We start from the raw sequence: 19,996 nt of genomic DNA on the forward strand, positions 1-19,996 counted from the left end.
GAGGACGAGGAGGATGGAGTTTATGAAAAACAAGGAGCTTGAAAAGATCGAGAAGCGCAATTTCTGGAAGGATGAGACCGGGGATATCGGGGTGAAGCAGATTGCGATGACGGTCGCGGTGATCGTGATTATTGCATTTATAGTTTTAACCTTGAAGGGCGGCTTATTGACCCAATGGATCAACGAGGTTTGGAATTATCTTTTCAATGACTTGATTAAGGACAACATTGGCGGCGGCGCCAGCTAACCTCCTACGTCTTAACACACAGGTGAATTGATATGCGTGCATTTGCAAAATCCATCCTGATCTCTATCCTGGTCACGGTGGCGATCATCGTGTTTACGAACTTTATATATTTCTTTCCCTGGTATACGACGCTGATCGTGGAAACCTTCCATGTCTCGCAAAAGGTGGCCAGCGACAACTATCTGAAGGAAGATTATCGGGACGAGGTGCTGGAGGAGCTGCAGAAGCGGCCGATCTTCAACCAGCGGCCGGACGATATTAAAATTTCCGTGCGGAAAGAAAAGGGTGACGACGATGAACACTCGGCAGAAGGGGATACCAATGCCGAGGTTTACGAGAAACTGGATGACGATTCAAAGCCCTACCGTCAGCGGGGAAAACCGGTTACGATCACGCTGAGCGCCGTTTACCCGTTCAAGATGAAGCTCTGGGGGAAGGAAATCGAGCAGGAGTTTCCGGTTTCGTTCACGATGAAGACGATCGGGTTGAAGCATTATAAGGATCTGCCGTATGACGAGTACAAGGATGAATACACGACCGGTGATGAATGATGAAAAACGTGGCGATAGGCATTCTGGTGGTGTTTCTGGCCGTCGTTCTTTTGCAGCCGATCGCGGAGATCGCGAACTTGACCAAGGAGAAAGTCATGCTCGGCACGGCGCTGACGAATGCGGCCCGTTCGGCCAGGGACCGGAGTCTGGAATACGAGTTAATGCGGAATCTGGACGCGAAGGTCGACCGGGAGAAATTTGTGGGGTATTTCACCGAATCGTTCGAGGATGCGATGAATTTTACCTGTACGAACAAGGGACAGAGCGAAGATAAGCTAAGGTTCGTCTCCAATGACGCAAGATACAATGAATTTATTGTGGAACTTGATTTTACGGAAGAGGACGATTTAGAGACGGAACAGCTGGTTTCCAAGGTGGAAATGACGGCGACGACTGAATACAAGTTCAAAACGAAGTACTTGAAGCTGGTGGAGGAGGCCGGGGAAGACCCGGCCACCGAATTGAAATCGAAGCGAAGCCTGATTCTGGATGTGAAAAACTGACCTGGCCGGCGAGAAGGAGCCGGATTGGCCGAAATAGCTTAGTTAGCACGATTAGCCTAATTAGCGGGAATTCCTCCCGTTAATTGGGTGGCTATCCAGCAGTAGAGATGAATTAGCTGGAAAACCTCCCGTTAAATAACCTCAAATAGGGGGGATCGGCCGCTGGAGTCATGGAATAGATAGAGTTTTTCCAGCTAATTCCGATCCAAGGGCTCGTAGCGGTAAATTAACGGGAGTTTTTCCCGTTAATAAGCGCAGTAAAAAGTGGAATATCAAAAGGAAGTGACAGCATGGACTATATCCTGGTAACGTTCCAGGCCGGCCCGCATTTGACGAAGGAATTGAAAGTTCCGGGGTTCGTCACCTCGCAAGAGCTGCTGGCGATGCTGTCCGAAGCGCTGAACCTCCCGGTCGGACCGGATCATCGCTTGCAGGCGGAACCGCTCGGCCGGATTTTGGACCCCTCCCTGACGCTGGAGGAAGAAGGCGTTGTGGACGGTGCGCTGCTTACTCTCGTATAGAAGGGATGAAGACCGTGAACAGCAATATCCATAATGGCGGAGTCGTCTTTGAGAGCGGGAACGGCCTGTTTCTCGCCGATCTCCGGAGCTATTCCGGTACCTTTCGGCGCGACGAAGCGGCCGGTGTGACGGAGCTTCTGGACGGGGTGCTCTGGTTTATGAACGAGGCGGAGGACGCGATCTATTGCAGCGACCAGACGCGGGGAAACCGGCTGTGCCGCTTGGACCGCGGTTCACAGGCTCCCGAGCAGTTGCTGGACCGCCCGGTTTACGGGCTGACCCGGCAGGGCGAGTGGCTCTACTATATCGGGGAAAACGACCGGAAGCTGTACCGCTGCCTGCTTAACGGCAGGAGCGAAGCTCGGGTGGCGGACGATGAGGTGGAAGCTTTCGTGGTGGAAGCGAACCGTCTTTACTATGCGACAGAGCAAGGGCTCCGCACCTGCGGTCTTGACGGCGGCGACCGGGAACTGGTCTCGGAACACGCTGCGGTACAGTTGATTAAAGTGGGCGAGCGCCTGGTTTTTGCCGATAAGAAAAATCAACACCTGCTTACCGTCTTGCATCCGCCGACCGGAGAAACGACCGTATATGACGACATCGCGCCAAACAGTCTGAACAGCGACGGGCGCTATCTGTACTGCGCCAACCGGCTCAATGAAAGCTCCATCTACCGGATCGATCCCGACACGGGAAGCCGGATCCGGATTTGCGGCGAGCGGGCCGATCACCTGCATATTCTGCGGGATACGCTGTATTTTTGCAGCCGGCAGGAGTGGTACCGGATGTCGCTGTCCGGCGGGCAGGCGGTCAAAGTCATAACTTTATCGTGAGGTACGTATGATCAACGAAAAATATGAATTTAGCCGACAGCCCCGGTTTCTTCCGGAAATGCCGGGGGGCGAGCTGGAGATCCCGAATCCTCCTCACGCCTATGAGAAGCCGGAAATCTCCTGGTTCGCCCTGCTGGCGCCGCCGGCGGTGATGCTGGTCATTACGCTGCTGCTGGCGCTGACGTCCCAGTCCATGTACATGATGCTCTCCATCGCCATGACGGTGATGACCCTGATCGTGTCCTTGACCGGCGCAGCGTCGCAAATTCGGAAGTATAAGAAGAAGAAAAAGGAACGCGAGCAGAAGTATTTGCAGTTCATCACGGACAGCCGGAGCGAGCTTCAACTGGCGCGGGAACAGCAAGTCAAGGCGATGAACGAGATGAGTCCCGATCCGGCGGCCTGTCTGCAGCGGATTCAAGAGATCGACAACCGGCTGTGGGAAAGAACGCCATCCTCGCCCGATTTTCTGTCGCTTCGCCTGGGCGTAGGGAGTGTTCCGGCCGAGCTGAAAATCAAGTACACCAAGCAGGCGATCATTCTGGAGAGCGACCCGCTGTTGATGGAACCGCAGCGGCTGGCTTTGGAATTCGAGCGCGTGCAGGGCGTGCCGGTCTCGGTCAACCTGATTCAGGCGGAAATTGTCGGGATCGCCGGCGAGGATGAGAAGACGTTTGACATGGTGACGCAAATGCTGCTGCAGCTCGTGACCCACCACGGTTACGATGACGTGCGTTTAGTCGTGCTGGCTGCGGAAGACGGGCTGGAGAAGTGGAACTGGCTGCGCCATCTCCCGCATCTGTGGAGCGACGGCTTCGATTTCCGCTTCCTGCTCTGCGGCAAAGCGATTGCCCACGCCGTGCTCGGCGAGCTGAACAATGTGTTCAAGGAACGCGAGCGGCGAAAGATCGGCGGTATTCCGCTGCCGCACTACGTGTTTATCGTCGAGGACGCTTCGCTGCTTGATGAGGAACCGATCACGAAATACCTGTACAACAAGAGCGCCGCGCTGGGGCTGTCGACGGTGTACTTGGCCAAGCACCAGGCTTACCTGCCGATGAACTGCAAGCAGGTGATTCTGGCCCAGGGCAAGACCGGGGAGCTGGCGGACCGGGAAACCGGGGAGAAGAACACGTTCAACCCCGACACCGTAAGCCTCAAGCAGCTGGAGCAGGCGGCCCGGAAAATGGCCCCGCTGCGCATCAAAAACTCGGGCGGCAACTTCACGCTGCCGAACTCGTTGACCCTGCTCGACATGCTGCAGGCCAAGACGACGAAAGAAGTGGATCTGTTATCCCGATGGACTTTCAATAAACCGTTTAAAGGGATGAGCGTGCCGATCGGCATCAAGGCGGGGGGCAATCTTTTTAACCTCGATATGCACGAGACGGGGCACGGTCCGCACGGTTTGGTCGCCGGGACGACGGGTTCGGGGAAAAGTGAGCTGCTGCAGAGCATCATCATTTCGCTGGCGATGAACTATCATCCGCATGACCTGGTGTTTGTTCTGATCGACTATAAAGGCGGCGGCATGGCCGATGTGTTCCAAGGGATGCCGCATCTGGTGGGGACGATTACGAACCTGGGCGGCAACCAGACGACGCGGGCGCTGTTGTCCATCAAAAGCGAGCTGATGAGCCGGCAGCGGATTTTCTCGGAATTTGGGGTCAACAACATCGATAAATATCAGAAGCTTTACTACAGCAACAACAAGGACGGCCGGATGCCGGCCATTCCGCACCTGATCATGATCGCGGACGAGTTCGCGGAGCTGAAGCAGGATCAGCCGGAATTTATGAAAGAGCTCGTCAGTGCGGCCCGCGTAGGCCGAAGCTTGGGCGTGCATCTCATTCTGGCGACGCAAAAGCCGGCCGGGGTGGTCGACGACCAGATCTGGAGTAACTCCAAGTTCAAGATCTGTCTCAAGGTTCAGGACGAACGGGATAGCAAGGACGTCATCAAACGCCCGGACGCGGCGATGATCAAGGAACCGGGGCGCGCCTACATTCAGGTCGGGAACGACGAGATTTTCGAGCTGTTCCAATCGACTTACTCGGGAGCGGATTACGATCCCGAAGGAGCGATGCAGAAGAGCGAGAACAAGGCAAAGCGAATTTACGAGGTCTCGCTGAACGGACGGATGGAGCAAATCTATCCGCTGTCGGAAGAGAAGATCGTCAAGCACGAGCTGCCGACTCAGTTGGAAGCGATGGTCGAGCGTATTACGGAGGCGGCGGAGGCGTCAGGGATTTCGCCGTTGAAGGGCCCTTGGCTGCCGCCGCTTCCGGAAGTCCTCTACTTCGACAACATTTTGGGGGACGGATTCGTCCCCGGGCGTTGGCCGAAGCGGGAGAAGCTGCTGGCGGTGCCGATCGGGCGGATGGACGATCCGCGGAATCAAAGCCAGAACGTGCTGGAGGTCGATTTTGCGGGGGAAGGAAATCTGTTCGTCTACGGCGCGCCGGGAACCGGGAAAACTGTGTTTCTCAAAACGCTGTGCATGTCGATCGCTCAAACCTATTCGCCGGATGAGGTGAACCTCTACCTGATGGATTTCGGCGGCAATTCGCTGCGGGTGTTCGAGAAGCTTCCGCATGTGGGCGGGGTGATGACGCTCGAGGAAAAAGGGAAGATCGATCAGTTCATGCTGTTCCTGTTCCGGGAGATCGAGCAGCGCAAGGCGCGGTTTGAAGAAACGGTCAGCGAGGGCTTCAACGCTTATCGCGCTTCCGGTCATACGCTGCCGGCGATTGTGCTGATCATCGATAACTATTTTGCGCTGTCGGAATCCTACGAGGATCTGGACGCCCAAATGATGCTGCTGGCGCGGGAAGGCTCTAAATACGGCATTTATCTCGTCGCCACGGCCACCAACGCCACCTTTGTACGGTACAAATTGACCGTCAACTTCAAGCTGGCGGTAGCCCTGCAGATGACGGAAAAAGGCGACTACGACAGCGTGGTCGGCCGGACGGAAGGCTTGGAGCCGATGAAGGTGGCCGGAAGAGGACTCGTCCGGGGCAAGCCGCCGCTGGAATTCCAGACTTCGCTGCCGGAATACGAAGATGTCGGCACCGAGCAGATGCTGGAACGCTTCGCCGGACTGTCCTGCACACAGGCCAGACCGATTCCGATGATGCCTTCCAGCATCGATATCCGGGAGATTCAGCAGGGCGGCGGCAAGCTCGCGATCGGCCTCGGCAATACCGATCTCCAGCCGGTGCATGTGGACCTGTACGCGACGCCGGTGCTGATGATCGCCGGGGAATCCATGTCCGGCAAGAGCACGCTGCTCCGCTCCTGGATCAATATGCTCGGCGATGCCGAGGTGTATGCCCTCGATTCGAACGGTATGGGCTTGTTCGATATTATGGGCCGGGAGCATGTCACCGATCTGGCCGAAGCGGAAGATGACTTCATCGAGAAGATGCAGGAGCTGCTGGACGAGCGCCGCAGACAGATGGCGGAGTGCCGCCGCAGCAGCGGAGATGTGCAGGAACTGGTGCGTTCGTGGAAACAGATTATTTTTGCCATCGACAAGCTCAACGAGTTTACGGACGGCGACAAATATTCGCTGAAAGAGCTGATCGAACGCATCGTGAAGCAGGAGCGCGGCATGAAGGTCGCCGTGATCGCGGCGGACAACATCTCCGATTTCACCGGCAACTGGGACAGCCTCGGCAAGGCGATCAAGGAGGAGCAGACCGGCCTGCTGATCGGCAGCATCAAGGAACAGACGCTCTTTTCCGCGAGACTGCCGTATGGGGCGACGGAAAAGGAACTCGAGGCGATGGACGGATATTTTATCGTCAAGAACAAGTTCACCGGCCTGAGATGTGCCGCCGAGCCGGTAAAAGAAGCCGTGGCCGCGGCCGGTTATTAAGGGTGATTTTCCGAAAGGGGGAGTGACCGATGTCAACCGCCTCTGAGATCAAAGCGAAGGCTAAGCTGGTGTATGACGTCAAGTCGGATTTAAAAAGCGACAGCACGAAGTGCCAGGCCGCGGTAAACCAATCGAAAGACTGGTGGCAAGGGGAGGCCGGGAACGGGTTCCGTACCGGCTACAAGGAGATCCAGAGGGAAGTGACCGGTCTCCTGGGCAAGTTGGATAAACTGTCCAGCGGCCTGAACCGGCTGGCGGATAGGGTGGACCAAGCCGATGAAGCCCGAAAGGCCAAGGCCGCGGCGGAGAAAAGCAAGGGGGCTGCCGTTTCCGGGAGATAGGGGGCGGCGGCGATTAGAGGTTTGATTCCTCTGATGGATTAAAAGGGGAGGAAAATCCTTGAAAGGAGGTGAATTTATAATGGCAAACCAACAAAAGTTTGATTTCGACCAAGCGGAAGGACTGAAAAACAAATTGCAGTCCGAAATCGCGAAAATCGAATCCGATTTGAAGCGGATGGCCACGATGGTTGAAGGCGTGAAATCCTGGTGGTCCGGCGGTTCGGAAGAAGCGTTCATCGCGAACTTCCAAACGACCAAAGGCCAAGTCGTAACAAGCTTGAACAAATGGATTGAGGACTACAAACAACTTATCGGTCAAATCGCTGAAGTCAAGAGACAAAGCGACGCGGATCTCGCAAGCAAGCTGAAAATCTAATTCTTGTATATGTAGACGTGGTGGCGTAGGTCGCCACGTCTACATTTGGTCACGAAAGCAATGAACTCGAATTTCGGGAATTGAGATACATAGGACACCTAAAATTAATATACAAGGAGATGACTTATCATGAAATTGAAAAAGACAGGTTTTATTCTTTTGTCGCTTATGCTGATGTTGGCTGCGCTTCCCGCTGTCTCTTCCGCGGCGAAGTTGTCTTTGCGCGTGGAAGTAAATGGGGAACGTATTTATTTTCCGGATGAAGAACCCTACGTGGATAAGGCCCAACGTGTGCAGGTTCCGGTGCGCTTCGTAAGTGAGGCATTAGGAGCCAAAGTGGGTTGGAATTCGGGAACGAAGACAGTAACTGTCGAACTGGGCACGGACAAAGTTGTATTGGTGCTCGGCCAAAAGACTTATGACGTAAATGGGGAACAAAAGACAATGGACACGGCGGCGGCCCGCGTAGGCGAAAGAATTTTTGTACCGCTACGTTTCGTCAGCGAAGGACTGGGGGCTTCTGTAAAATGGGATTCCGCGGTTAGTACGGTATATATCAGTACAAGCGGGTTTGTAGATGATAAGGAGAAGCCGAAGGATGACCCAAAGGATCAGGTCGTTGAAGAAAACATTCATGGGTTTAAGGTGAAGCAGAATACCGGATCGCAGTTACATGTTTTGAAGGGGGATGGCGGGAAGGATGAAGCCATTTTTGCTCTCGCGATAGTCTTTGGAAAAGTCGGTGCGAACTACGAAATGCAGGTAAGTGAAGTTGAAGAAATTCTCTCCCAGAAGATTGAAAAAGAAACCGTAGAGAAAGTTATGAACTACGTAAAAACAAAGAAAAAAAGAGAACCAGAATTAGAATTCAAGGAGTTTGAGGATAAAAAATATAAAATTTGGGTGGAATCATCTATTAATGCGAGCATTGGGGTGACCGTATTTGAAAAGTAGTCGTTTTGCTAGCCAAATATTAAAAGTGCTTTTAGTGCTTTTGCTTTTAGGTGGGGTAACCCAAGCAAAACCGATTTACTCCGCAGAGAAGGAACCTCCCACTACGGTAGAGGATGTCATAAAGCAAATTAACCAGGATATGCTAGATTTATATAGTGAGAGTGATTATTTTCCGGATTATATAACAAATAAAAATGGCGAAAAATTATATATAAGGAAGGACTTGATCCAGCAAAGACTAAATCAGCAAAAAGCAGGGAAGGGAAAAGATGAAGACCCTAAGGGGCATACCTTTGAAATAGTATACGGTGGTAACCATGGGAAAGAGTTGTTGCATGAAGGTAAAAAAATTATGGAGTATAGTGGCTATTCTAAATACCTGCACTCCATTCCTTCTGAAGGAGTTCCTTGGTTTTCTGGTTGGAGCGGGACCAAAATTCAGGACTTTGACATGATACCAAGACCATGGATTAACCCTAAGGTTAAACAAGCTGGGTATAAATTAGGACCAAGTGAATTTAATGAATATAAAGATACTAATAACAAGTATCTCCTAGATGGTACCTTTGAGCAATCTATTATCACTGGGTTAAATATCGTATACGGTGGGGAACATAGGTATCAAGAATTTATGTACCAAAATAAGAGCTACTCGCTTAGAAACGAAAAAGTCTACGATGACAATTCAACACCTTCCATCGGCGGGAAGTGGATTAAATATGTCCATATCTTGCAGCCCCCAACAGATTTATCATGGGGATTTGGGACAATATACATTAATAATCCCGACAAGATCACCTACCTGGACATCCCTCTCGCCCCGTTTTCCTTGATCCATAAGGACCTTTCGGCCAAGTTTGACGCATTCTCTAAAGAAGCGGTTACGGGCGAAAGAGTGAAGATTGCTGTCAGTGTAACTTCAAATTATTCGGAGCCAGTGACGCCTGAGTTTGAATGGAGCATTTCGAGTGGGGGAAATGAGGTCTCAGGTGTTACATTTTCAGGGCATGCTTCTAGTAAGACGGGGAATATAAGAGTCGTCAAAAACGAGAGTCGTGTTCTGGTTGCCGAGTTCACGATGCCGGAAGAGCCGGTTCGCGTTCAGTTCAAAGTGAATCCAAACGGTAAGTCTCCCGAGGAGGCGAATCTCGGCAATAACCTTCTAGATAAGTCCATAAAGGTGCTGAAACCGGTAGAACTGGGCTATAATGTTCTGTCTAAAAAGGAAGTTTTCTTTCTAGATCAACATACTCTCACCGCGAAGTTACAGTTACCTCGTGGGGATGCGGAATGGACAGGACCGGCTACCGGAAAACTGAATGTTACTAGGGTTCCTCTGGATTTGTTCGGAGCATGGAATGTTACGAATAATCCGGATGTCAATGAGTGGAACAATACGATATCACGGACTCCGATCGTCAACACGACGATTAAAAGAGAGGTTTTCGGGGACGATCCGCTTCATCAAAAATGGAAGAACCCTTCACCGGACAAAGTTCGCCGAGAAGGCTCGGTTTCCTATGAGGGTTCGGTAAGGCGAGATTACAAGTATGATGTGCAAGATTGCAATACCAATTCGAAGGGGGAGCAAGTATGCACAACTCGAACCGTGTACAAAACGGCTACGGCCGACTTCGAAGAACCTGGTGCGGACAGGAAGATCTATGATGTAAAAATATATAACGGATTAAAAGACGTCCCACCCAAAGAGTATAAAAACCAAATCGATAATAATACAGCGAGCTCCTTCAAAAAAGAGATGTTGTGGGAAAATGAGCCCTATAAGTACAACGTCATTCGCTGGATGTACCATTTGGATCCTGATGGAAAGCCCTACACTCCGAAAGGGGTTACTCCTGATGCCAAAGACCATGGCATAGCGGTACCGGGGCAGTACCAAAGAATCTTCACCCAACAAGCCAATGCCGATATAGTCTGGAGTCCGGAAAAGCCCATCAAAGAACAGTATGCGCAAGCCAGGGAAGCGGCGAAAGACAGGAAGAACAACAAGAAACTGTATGATAAAGCCGTTTTTGCCACGGATCGAGAGCTGCAAAAATACGCGTACCCTATTAAATCCGGCTATTATTTCAATCCGGCGGGAAGTTATACTTTTACAGTTAAAACTGTAATGTATAAACAATCCGAGGAGGATACCCAGGACCATCAAGATTTGGTGGATACGCTGATCGATTCTTTCCGTTATGAGTCGAACTTAATCTTCATTAATAATGACAAACAGGCAGTTAATCTGACGAATGACAAGTTGCAAGCTAAGGGAGGCGGTTTTAAAGCCGTCCCGGGGATCCTTTCCGTTCAAAACCCGAAAGGGGTTAACGGGACAGTGATGCTGGATGTGCTGGATCGTAAGGATAAAACAGAACAGCGATACTGGAAGAAGGTCGAGCCAATCCCATACTCCATGCAGAAAACCGAAGAGACACACGAGTACTGGAAGATGGTTCTTGAAGGGTACCAAGAGTCGGGAACGCTCGGCAGTAATACAAACTACCAGTACCGCGAATATGTAAAAGACGGCGAGAAAAAGATGTACCGAATTACGGAAACAACTAAAGTAACTATTCGGATTAATCCGAATAATATACCGGTTTATACACATGCAAATATGCAAAACGGTAATTATTACATCAAGGCTTGGCTGAAAGACATGCCTCTGTCGAAGGGAAAACACACCTACTCAAAATTAGGAACCCTCCAAGGTGTTGATGTGTTAGACAAAATTGATGTCACCGTCATCGGCTCCATGTTCGACGATTTGAACAGCTAAGCGAAAATTCCATGAAGAACCCCCTCCATCCTCCCTGTTAAAGCATAAATTTTCGGGGCGGTGGGGGGCTTTTTTAAAATTATAGGAAAGGAACAAAGCCATTAGTATCAAGGTAGATCCGGCAAAATCGATGAGCTCTCCCTAAAGCTGAAAGGCTTGGGGGATGTAAATAGTCGCCACGTCACGTTGTTTCTGTGATGGGGTGCTAATCGAAGCAAAAAAACGAGAGAGGTTTTATTTAATGAAACTTAAGAGAATAGGATTTTTTCTTTTGTCCCTACTTTTCATATTTACCACAATGCCAATGGTCTCTTCCGCGGCGAAGTTGTCACTTCGCGTGGAATTGAACGGGGAGAAAATGAGTTTTCCGGATGCGCAACCATTGGTGGATAAAAGCAACCGGGTGCAGGTACCGGTACGCTTTGTAAGTGAGGCGCTCGGAGCTAAAGTGGCCTGGGACAGCAAAACAAAGAAAGTGACCGTAGACTTGAATTCCAATCAGATCGTTCTAACGCTCGGCAAGAAGGCTTACACCGTGAACGGCAAAACCGAGCAAATGGACACGGTGGCCTTGCGGAAATCGGACAGAACCTATGTACCGCTTCGTTTTGTGAGCGAGGTTCTTGGCGCGCAAGTGAACGGGGACTCTTTGAACTATATGGTATCGATTCATACAGGTGCAGGATCGGGGGCTAACGGAGCCAAGGGTAACAATGCGAATACAGAAGAGTTGTTTGACTGGGAGGCCTGGGAGGCTTCGAAAAACAGAGAGGGGAAGAGCGAGAAGAATAAGACTGAGGGGTTCAGTTTCTATACATTTTACAACTCAGGCCTAACCGTAGCTTCTGAATATAAAAAAGAAGACGGGAACACAGCTACAATCCTGAATCTGATGCTATCTATCGACGATCCCGATGACAATCCGAAACAAGGGTTTAAGGACATAGAGGAATTGTTATCTCAAAAAATTGATGCGGATACCGTAAAATCGGCAGTCGACTACGCTAAACAAAAGAAGGATCCGGAGGCAGCACTCAAAGAAAAGATGTTTAAGGACAAAACGTACAAAGTGGTTGTAGTTTCGCTACCTTACTCTGCTATTAACATAGATATTTGGTATAAGTAAGTTGGTTTTGGTCTATCAACAAGCAGGGCCTTAAATAGATGTGCAGGTCATTAGACAGGTAAGCTCAATGGGGGATTGAAGTGAGACGAAAACGAAAACAAGTTTTACTGACCTTGATTTTACTGGGTGTGCTGATGGCAGTAACCGCATGCGGAACAAGGGCGGGACAGCCTGAAGCAACTCAGGTGCAGCCAGAGCCAACTGCGACGGTCAATACCGAAACCGACCAATTTGACCCGAAATATGATTTGAAAAATCCGGACTTCTTTAGCAAATTTGTCGCGTATTTTGATCTGGACAAAGCCGCATTGATCCAAAAACTGCAGCAGGATTACAAGGAAGCCCCTATAGAAGGAACTGATTCAGCGACAGGGATGCCGTGGGTCAAATTGGACAAAGCGGGGTTAACCTTTTACTTGACGGAGGGAGACGAAGTACCGGTTAGCCATGTGGAGATAGCGGAAACCAACCCGATTCACTATGGCGGGGCGAGAGGACAAATGACATTTTCGGATGTTATGAAAAAAGCGGGCGAGACGATGGTCATGGAGGACCCCGATTTGGAGAAAAGCTACAGTATCACCTATCCCATGAAAGAGGTTAGCGTTGTATTTTACACCAAGAACGTATATGACCCTTCCTCCACAATGGAGGTGAGTTCTTGGGGATATTACGACCAGGAGCCCACTTTACGTAGCGCTACTGAAATTCAAACGAACCGTGGTTCGTTCCAACTTCCGAGGAACTGGGTAGGAAAGATATCGCTTCGCGAAATGGTGAATACGCATACCCTTTCATATCTAGGCAAGAAGGAAGTTTATCCTTTGATTGAAATCGTAGCTATGAATGTAAGAGAGTGGAATGAAATGGATCAGGCCGAATATAAGATCATTTTTGAAAATGAGGATGGGGTCGTAGCAGCTAAGACACTGGAAACTAACAAGCCAAGCGATCAAGAGGAAGCCGAGGTTTTTTTGACCATGGAATCGGAGGTTGAAAAGATGTTGGATACTTTCAAGCCGGATGATGAGCGGGGGGACACGAATACTACAGGATCTTTCTCCGTTTGTACTGATTCTCTGCCCAAAGTCGCAGAACTGAAGGACATTTTCAAAGCATTTGAGCAATACTATCAAAATCACTCGGAAGATCCCTCTGAGGCGGGAATGGACAAGGCTTATTCAGAGTTTGGAAATTGTTTTACAGAAAAAGTGAACGATATGGTATCCGACAACTCTATCAAAGGGAAAGAAGTGTCTGACTTGCGAGCGAGTATTTCAGACCTCAACAGTAGTTGGTATGACTGGCACTATTATTCCGAAGGTGGAGGGACGATGTGGTCGCATATGTCTATTCGACAAGGCAGCATGATCGATGCTGTGCTCTATGGATATTTGCAACAGCTGGATTCCAATATGGGCTCGAAATCAATCGAAGCGAAGTTTAACGAGCTGATACAGCAACTGATGGATTCGAGGGATTACTACAAACAAGGTAACTTTGAAGCGATGAATGAAGAGGACCAGGCTTCTTTAGATGAGGCTACCAAGAAATTGGTAAGTTCTTACGATGATTTGTTATCGTTCATTAAGAAGATGCCGCTCACTGAGGCTTCAATTCTTGTATTGGAGTTTTTAAGTAGCTACAACCCGGGAGAATAACGGGAAATGGGCGAAACGCATGCCCTATCAAATCCAGCTAAGTGGTGAGCATATGAAAAATAAAGCTTTTAAAATGATATTAGTAGCAATCATTATTACAGTTCTAGGTGGTTGTAAAAATGAAGCTAGTAGTGCAGGGAATATCAAAAATTCTGTAGCAATGGAGAACACCTCAAGCCCTTCAGGTAAAACAGAAGGAAGGATATTGGAGTTGGTTCATTTAGGAATGACAGAAGAAGCACTCAGAGAAGTGTTAAGGGAGCATGGCATCGAGATAACAAATGAAATAGAAAATACTAGCGATGAGAACGATTGGAGTTGGGGGAATAAATCTTTTTGGACAGAAGATATGAGTTTTACTTTTAATAACGATTCTGTTCTCTACGACATCCATGTAGAGGGCGGCCAAACATTAAATCGTAAAGTAGCACAGCGCCAACCTCCCTGTTAAAGCATTACATTTTGGGGTGGTGAGGAGCTTTAAAATTTTTAGGAAAGGAACAAAGCCATGAGTATCAAGGTAGATCCGGCCAAAATCGATGAGCTCTCCCTAAAGCTGAAGGGCTTGGGGGACGGTATCGAAGACGGGGAACGTAGGGTGCATCAGAGTTTGTACCGATTTCTCCAAGACCTTCGAGGTCGGTATTATGAAGAGAAGGAAGTGCAACGCGCCCTGGATGCCGTGGAGGATAGCCTGCGCGAGGTGACAGACTCCGCGAGAGTATTAACTTCATCGTTGCATCAGAAAGCCAAAGGACTGACGCAAGCCTCCCAGGCCTATCTGGACAGTGAAGAAACGGTCAAAAAAACGATGCAGCAGCACTTTTCTCTCCCTTCTTCTTACTATGGAAAATCCGGAGCGCTTACCGGAGACGGTGCCGCAAAATATCTGAAGGATCCGTTGTTCGAGGATCCGGTCGTGCAAAAACTCCATCAGCAAGCCCTGCACGGGACGGAGGAGGAGAAGCAAGAGGCCAAGCAAAAGCTGGACACGATTTTTAAAGCGAGATATGACATTGGCCGGGCCCAAGTGGCTTATTCCGTCTACAAAGCGTTCAACAACAAGCCGTTGATGGAGGGGGCCCACAAAGAAGCGGAGAGACTACGAAAAGTCTTAAAGGGTTTGGGGATTGACGAGAAATATTATGGAAAAGAGGTCAAGTTAAGCCACCCGTTTTCCGGAGCGCCGATTCAGGCCTGTTCTTACGATCCTTCTTTTTCCATTACTAAAGACGGTGAATTTATACCGATGGAGATGCCGAAGGACAACCAATACATATATTTGTTGGGATTGATGATGAAAAGCGGGAAGGAACGAGCGTGGGCCAAATCCCAATTGGGCGAAATTCACAAACTTTTGACCGAAATTGGCCGTTCCCAAACCGCGTGGCATGAATACAAAGCTAAAAACATGCAAAAAGAAATGGACGGGGCCCACGCCTATGCCGAAAAACTCAGGACGGCTCTGAAAACCAAGTATTCTCTCTCCTCGGAGATGGTCGATGATGTGGACTATCGGGAACTGTGGGTGGGCGCGGGGCCGGCAGGGCAGGCACTTTTGCATAGGGAGGTTGAAGATAAGGGAAAGAAAGTTTTAGACGCAAGATTTGACTTTTCTATCTATCAAAAGACCGTAAAGGCAAATTCAAACCCGGGGGGAGCCTATAAACGAAATCATGATTTTCTCGTTTCCGGGGACCTAAAGAGTAAATTGCCGGATTCGACAAAAGCATTTTTACTTAAATGGTGGCAGGAACATAAGGCTGTATATGAGAAGATTGGGAGAGAGCTTGATATACCGCCTGAACTTATTTTTGCTATACATTATAGGGAGTGTCAAAAGTACTTTTCAAGTGGTAAAGCCTTTGAGTATTCCATGCAGGATGGCAAAAATAAGATACCTAAAGGAACAACATTTGAGGAAGACTCGATAAGAGTATTGAAAAATCAGCTTAAGAAAATGAATTTTGGAGTTCAACTGACGTATGACTCAAAGGACTTGGCGGCCATGTTAGTTTTTGCGGAACTATACAATGGTTTTGGTTATTATTTGGAGGGGCAAAACTCAACCTATATATTTAACCAGACAACGATAGGGACGAAAGGCAAATACACATCGGACAGCAACTTTAAAGAGACTGCCAAGGATGTCCAACCGGGGATAGCGGCTATTTTATTAGGGGTATTTGGCGAAGGTACAACAAAGCAAGCTATTGAGGCTCCCTCAAAACCTTCCCAAACTAATAAGCCGAAGTCGCCTGAACCTCCCAAGAACACCAATCTAGGATCATATAAGTCCGTAGCGAGTGCTGGAATACAAAATTGGACGACGATTCCCAATTTAAGTTCCATGCCGATTTATTCCCAAGATCGATATGTAGATGGGACGAGGCCGAGTTGGTATTACGAAAAGCTTGGAAACAGCTCGGACACAGCTATTTATAAAGCCGGTTGCACTCTAACCGCAGTCGCGATGGCTGAATCCTGGAAAAACGGGAAAGTTATTACCCCTTCACAGCTGAATAAAGAGTTAAAGAGAAAAAATGTATTTTCGGGAGCAAGTTTAAAGATGGAGAGCATTCCAAATATCCAGTTTGATCGGCATATGGGGAATGAGGCATTGTTTAAATCAACAACCAGTTCGGATAAAAGTGTCGAAACTTTGTTTAAATACGCAAAATCTTCAATTGATCAGGGGAATCCCGTGTTGATTGATATAACCAAACCAAATCTTCAAAAGAGCGCCCCATCAGGCCATTGGATTCTGGCGGTGGGGTATGATGAGAAAACCAAAGACATGCTCATTGTTAATCCATCAGGGGGAGAAGTGACATCATTGAAGAAAATGCTTAAGAATGGTTCGGCGAAAGGCAAATACAAGGGATGGGTGGTGGCAGACTATAATGAACTTTATAGCAAAAGATAGCCGTAAACCAACTTTTATATTAACCGTGTGCTCAATAATTTTGGCTGTTCTGTTGAGTAGTTGTTCAAAGGAAACACAGGGATACCAACAACCTTTAAGCAGTAATCATTCTTCACGAACTGAACAAGCGGAAAAGGTAGTTCCGCAAGAGCCGGATATAAAAAAATCAGGGGATCTGGCCGAAAAAGCTTCCGCATGTTTCAGGGCTCTGGACGCGGAAGTTGGCGAGGAGCCGGTTCCTTATTTTCCTTATATTTCTTTAGCGGCTGATAAAGTACAGATGCAGGAAAACACGGTCGTTGCCCCTTATGAATATACACTTTACAGGTATTGGACCAACGAACGGCTCGACTCCGATTTCAGCCGGTTTGCCGCGTTTAGGACGAACCCGGTCTGGACCTCGGATACCGTCAATTTGGCGGCCATTATCCCGGTGTTTTCGGAAGAGAGCAAGAGACTTTTCTATGCGGACTCGGGGCAAATAAGCGAACCGGTCAAGCTGACCATTTCGGATGAGGATAGCTACTACTCCAGCCGTGGGGAATTTCTCGAGAAATTGGCCCCGGAACCCGAAGACGGAGGGGGAGGTCCGGCTGCGTCGGAGACGCTTAGCCGTGCATGTGAGCCTATGCGAACCGCCAACAAGGATGAACTGTACCCCGTTTCCGTTCAATCGGGCGGCGAGGCGGATATGGAGTGGGCGGAAGGTATTTACCCGTTTCGGAATCTGATCAGTTTGTTTAGCGGGAATCCGGATGAATACGCCAAACTCTATGATACGTATGTCCTTGCCTACAATACGAATCACTCCGAGCAAATGAATCTTGCAGTTCATCTCTACAGTAAGGACTTCACGGTGAAACGGGTATGGATGAAAGCGGACGGGCGGGAAGTTGAGTTGAAAAAGTCGGAGTACGTCAATGTCGATGAAATGAATACGGAAAACTGGACATTGTACGATGCCGTGGTGCCTATCGACTGGTTCGGTCAAAAAGAAGAGGCGGCCCAGGTGTTCATTGAGCTGGATAGCGGGGAAGTTAAGGAATTGCATAATAGGTAAACAGACGCCTCCGTCGCGTTGTTGATGGGGGCTAATCCAAGCGAAAAAACGAGAGAGGTTTTATTTTATGAAACTTAAGAGAATGAGATTAGTTTTTTTTCTTCTGTCCCTACTTTTCGTACTCACAGCCATGCCAGGGATATCTTCCGCGGCGAAGCTGCCACTGCGCGTGGAATTGAACGGGGAGAAAATGAGTTTTCCGGATGCACAGCCTTTGGTGGATAAAAGCAACCGGGTGCAGGTGCCGATACGCTTTGTAAGTGAAGCTCTTGGTGCTAAAGTGGCTTGGGACAGCAAAACGAAGAAAGTGACCGTAGACTTGAATTCCAATCAGATCGTTCTAACACTCGGCAACAAGGCTTATAACGTGAACGGCAAAACCGAGCAAATGGACACGATACCCTTGCGGAAATCGGACAGAACCTTTGTACCGCTTCGTTTTGTAAGCGAGGCTCTTGGTGCGCAAGTGAACTGGGACTCTTTGAATTATATGGTATCGATTCATACAGGTGCAGGATCGGGGGCTAGCGGAGCCAATGGTAACAAGGCGAATACAGAAAAACCGTTTGATTGGGAGGCTTGGGAAGCTTCAAGAAATGTGGAGGGGAAGAGCGAGAAAATAAAGTTAGAGGGATTTAGTTTTAACGGTTTTTATAATTCAGGGTTAAGTGTTTTAGATAGTGGTTATGATCCGAAAAAAAAGGAGGGACCGATTCTTCAACTACTGGTGAGCTTTGGCCATGTTGGGGATGACCTGAGCCAACAACAAAAGGATGCTGAGGAAATTTTGAGCCAAAGAATTGATAAAAAGACGGTTGATTCTGCTATGAATTACGTAAAACAAAAGAAGCTAGAGGAAGATGAATTGGCCAAGAAGACCTTTACAGATGAAACCTTCAAAGTGATTGTTCAATCTCAGACATATGGCGGCATTAACATTAACGTCTGGTATAAGTAGATAATGATGACCAAAGGATCAATCAAGTTATTATTGAAATTATTCGCGGGTTAGCATGTTCTCCCCACTATGACTGGAGTGCTTAAATTGAAACAAACGCGACTTTTGTTACGGATTGCAGCCGTCGTGATTTTACTCGTAGCCGCCGTGGGCTGCAGCTCCAAAAGTGCCGTTCTAAACGGGGGCCCAAGTAACGGACAAAAAGATGAAGCGCAGGAAAACACCGCCAAGCAGCCGTTGTCACTGGAGGAAGCCCAAAAGCGGGTTCTGGAGACAGAACGAGTCATCAAGGAACTCAAGGAGCGGGAAGTTGAAGATAAAAATAGCCCCCAAATCGGCTATTTCGGGGTGTCTCCGATCTATGGAAAGTTTGTGCGAAGTGATTTGGAAAACGAACTGTCCGCCTTTTTTAGCCGGGATATTTTGGTTTATGTGCTGGCCACGCATGAAATCTTCTGCAGTCCCGAACGATGCGGAAATTATGGCGATAGCGAAGGGCAGTATTTCGTGGACTCCGACGGGAACTTCAAAATGGTGGAGCAGACCGCGGACCGCACGGTCATCGAAGTGCCTTTCAAGTTTGAGGGGATTGACGAGAATGGAACGTTCACGGACTCGCCCGGAATTTATACCTTCTCCAGGCAAGAAGACGGGTACCGGATTACGGATATTTCCCAAGAATACAATGATGAATTATACAAAAAGAAGGATCCCTCCGAACTTCTGGTTACCCCCGAGGACGAGATGGGCTGGGGCACGGACGATGTGGATGATGGAGATAACGAAATTCCCCCGCTGGACGGAGATGCGGCGTTAAAACTAAGGGATGAAGGGGTCGCCACCTTCTTCACGGTTTTCTATGATGGCGGTAAGAAGTGCAAGCCGCTTGAAGAGCGCCAGATCGGGGACGATCCGCTGGGGTACTATTTTTTCTGTGATGACATGAATACCAAGGAAAAGATAAGGGAGTATCTCGAACCTTCGTTTGCCGATGCCCTGATTACGGAATGGGTCGATTCGGATATAGTGGTGGAGCAAGACGGGAAGCTGGTTTATAGGCCTTATGATGTCGGTGCTTTGACCGATTGGGACAAAGCGAAGCTCTCCCGGGTTGTTGTGGATGAACGCGACAAAAAAGTGTTCGAATACGATGTGCCGGAAGCCGAAGGGGAGTCGCGGCTGATCCAGGTGCCATTTATTTATGAAAATCAAAAGTGGAAGCTTAACGCGCACCCGGTCGATTTTTTATAAAAGTAAGAAAAAAACCA

17 protein-coding genes are annotated in these 19,996 nt (G+C 48.9%); all 17 read left to right on the plus strand.

Features of this window, described 5'->3' with window-relative positions; genetic code table 11:
- Positions 1 to 22: 22 nt before the first annotated feature.
- On the plus strand, positions 23 to 247 hold the full coding sequence (locus V4U84_RS24075; RefSeq protein ID WP_334078114.1) for a hypothetical protein: 225 nt from the start codon (positions 23 to 25) through the stop codon (positions 245 to 247).
- 32 nt (positions 248 to 279) lie between these two features.
- Positions 280 to 798, plus strand: a complete 519-nt coding sequence (locus V4U84_RS24080; protein WP_334078115.1) for a hypothetical protein — start codon at positions 280 to 282, stop codon at positions 796 to 798.
- Positions 795 to 1,301: a hypothetical protein gene (locus tag V4U84_RS24085; RefSeq protein WP_334078116.1), complete on the plus strand. Its 507-nt coding sequence runs from the start codon at positions 795 to 797 to the stop codon at positions 1,299 to 1,301. Before V4U84_RS24080 ends, V4U84_RS24085 begins: the two co-directional genes overlap by 4 nt.
- Positions 1,302 to 1,591: 290 nt before the next feature.
- The gene (locus V4U84_RS24090) at positions 1,592 to 1,822 is read left to right on the plus strand and encodes an EsaB/YukD family protein (protein WP_334078117.1); all 231 of its coding nucleotides are present in this window, start codon (positions 1,592 to 1,594) and stop codon (positions 1,820 to 1,822) included.
- A gap of 14 nt (positions 1,823 to 1,836) precedes the next feature.
- Complete coding sequence (locus V4U84_RS24095; protein ID WP_334078118.1) at positions 1,837 to 2,655, plus strand: DUF5050 domain-containing protein; 819 nt, start codon at positions 1,837 to 1,839, stop codon at positions 2,653 to 2,655.
- Between the two features lie 7 nt (positions 2,656 to 2,662).
- Positions 2,663 to 6,538 (plus strand): type VII secretion protein EssC, encoded by a 3,876-nt coding sequence (essC, locus tag V4U84_RS24100; RefSeq protein WP_334078119.1) that lies wholly within the window; start codon positions 2,663 to 2,665, stop codon positions 6,536 to 6,538.
- 29 nt (positions 6,539 to 6,567) lie between these two features.
- Complete coding sequence (locus tag V4U84_RS24105; protein ID WP_334078120.1) at positions 6,568 to 6,879, plus strand: WXG100 family type VII secretion target; 312 nt, start codon at positions 6,568 to 6,570, stop codon at positions 6,877 to 6,879.
- 79 nt (positions 6,880 to 6,958) lie between these two features.
- The gene (locus V4U84_RS24110; protein ID WP_148450944.1) at positions 6,959 to 7,255 is read left to right on the plus strand and encodes a WXG100 family type VII secretion target; all 297 of its coding nucleotides are present in this window, start codon (positions 6,959 to 6,961) and stop codon (positions 7,253 to 7,255) included.
- Positions 7,256 to 7,384: 129 nt separating this feature from the next.
- Entirely contained in the window at positions 7,385 to 8,209 is an 825-nt protein-coding gene (locus V4U84_RS24115; RefSeq protein ID WP_334078121.1) for a copper amine oxidase N-terminal domain-containing protein, read from the plus strand.
- The gene (locus V4U84_RS24120; protein ID WP_334078122.1) at positions 8,199 to 10,997 is read left to right on the plus strand and encodes a hypothetical protein; all 2,799 of its coding nucleotides are present in this window, start codon (positions 8,199 to 8,201) and stop codon (positions 10,995 to 10,997) included. Before V4U84_RS24115 ends, V4U84_RS24120 begins: the two co-directional genes overlap by 11 nt.
- 241 nt (positions 10,998 to 11,238) lie before the next feature.
- Positions 11,239 to 12,123, plus strand: coding sequence for a copper amine oxidase N-terminal domain-containing protein (locus V4U84_RS24125; RefSeq protein WP_334078123.1), 885 nt, complete (start codon positions 11,239 to 11,241; stop codon positions 12,121 to 12,123).
- An 80-nt stretch (positions 12,124 to 12,203) separates the two neighbouring features.
- Complete coding sequence (locus V4U84_RS24130; protein ID WP_334078124.1) at positions 12,204 to 13,784, plus strand: hypothetical protein; 1,581 nt, start codon at positions 12,204 to 12,206, stop codon at positions 13,782 to 13,784.
- A 52-nt stretch (positions 13,785 to 13,836) separates the two neighbouring features.
- Positions 13,837 to 14,235, plus strand: a complete 399-nt coding sequence (locus V4U84_RS24135; RefSeq protein ID WP_334078125.1) for a hypothetical protein — start codon at positions 13,837 to 13,839, stop codon at positions 14,233 to 14,235.
- Positions 14,236 to 14,292: 57 nt separating this feature from the next.
- The gene (locus V4U84_RS24140) at positions 14,293 to 16,710 is read left to right on the plus strand and encodes a C39 family peptidase (protein ID WP_334078126.1); all 2,418 of its coding nucleotides are present in this window, start codon (positions 14,293 to 14,295) and stop codon (positions 16,708 to 16,710) included.
- Positions 16,711 to 16,990: 280 nt separating this feature from the next.
- Complete coding sequence (locus V4U84_RS24145; protein WP_334078127.1) at positions 16,991 to 17,770, plus strand: hypothetical protein; 780 nt, start codon at positions 16,991 to 16,993, stop codon at positions 17,768 to 17,770.
- Between the two features lie 67 nt (positions 17,771 to 17,837).
- Entirely contained in the window at positions 17,838 to 18,728 is an 891-nt protein-coding gene (locus V4U84_RS24150) for a copper amine oxidase N-terminal domain-containing protein (RefSeq protein ID WP_334078128.1), read from the plus strand.
- 87 nt (positions 18,729 to 18,815) lie between these two features.
- Positions 18,816 to 19,979 (plus strand): DL-endopeptidase inhibitor IseA family protein, encoded by a 1,164-nt coding sequence (locus tag V4U84_RS24155; protein WP_334078129.1) that lies wholly within the window; start codon positions 18,816 to 18,818, stop codon positions 19,977 to 19,979.
- Positions 19,980 to 19,996: the final 17 nt, after the last annotated feature.

The sequence above is a fragment of the Paenibacillus sanfengchensis genome (genome assembly GCF_036864765.1).
Classification (GTDB): Bacteria; Bacillota; Bacilli; order Paenibacillales; family Paenibacillaceae; genus Fontibacillus; species Fontibacillus sanfengchensis.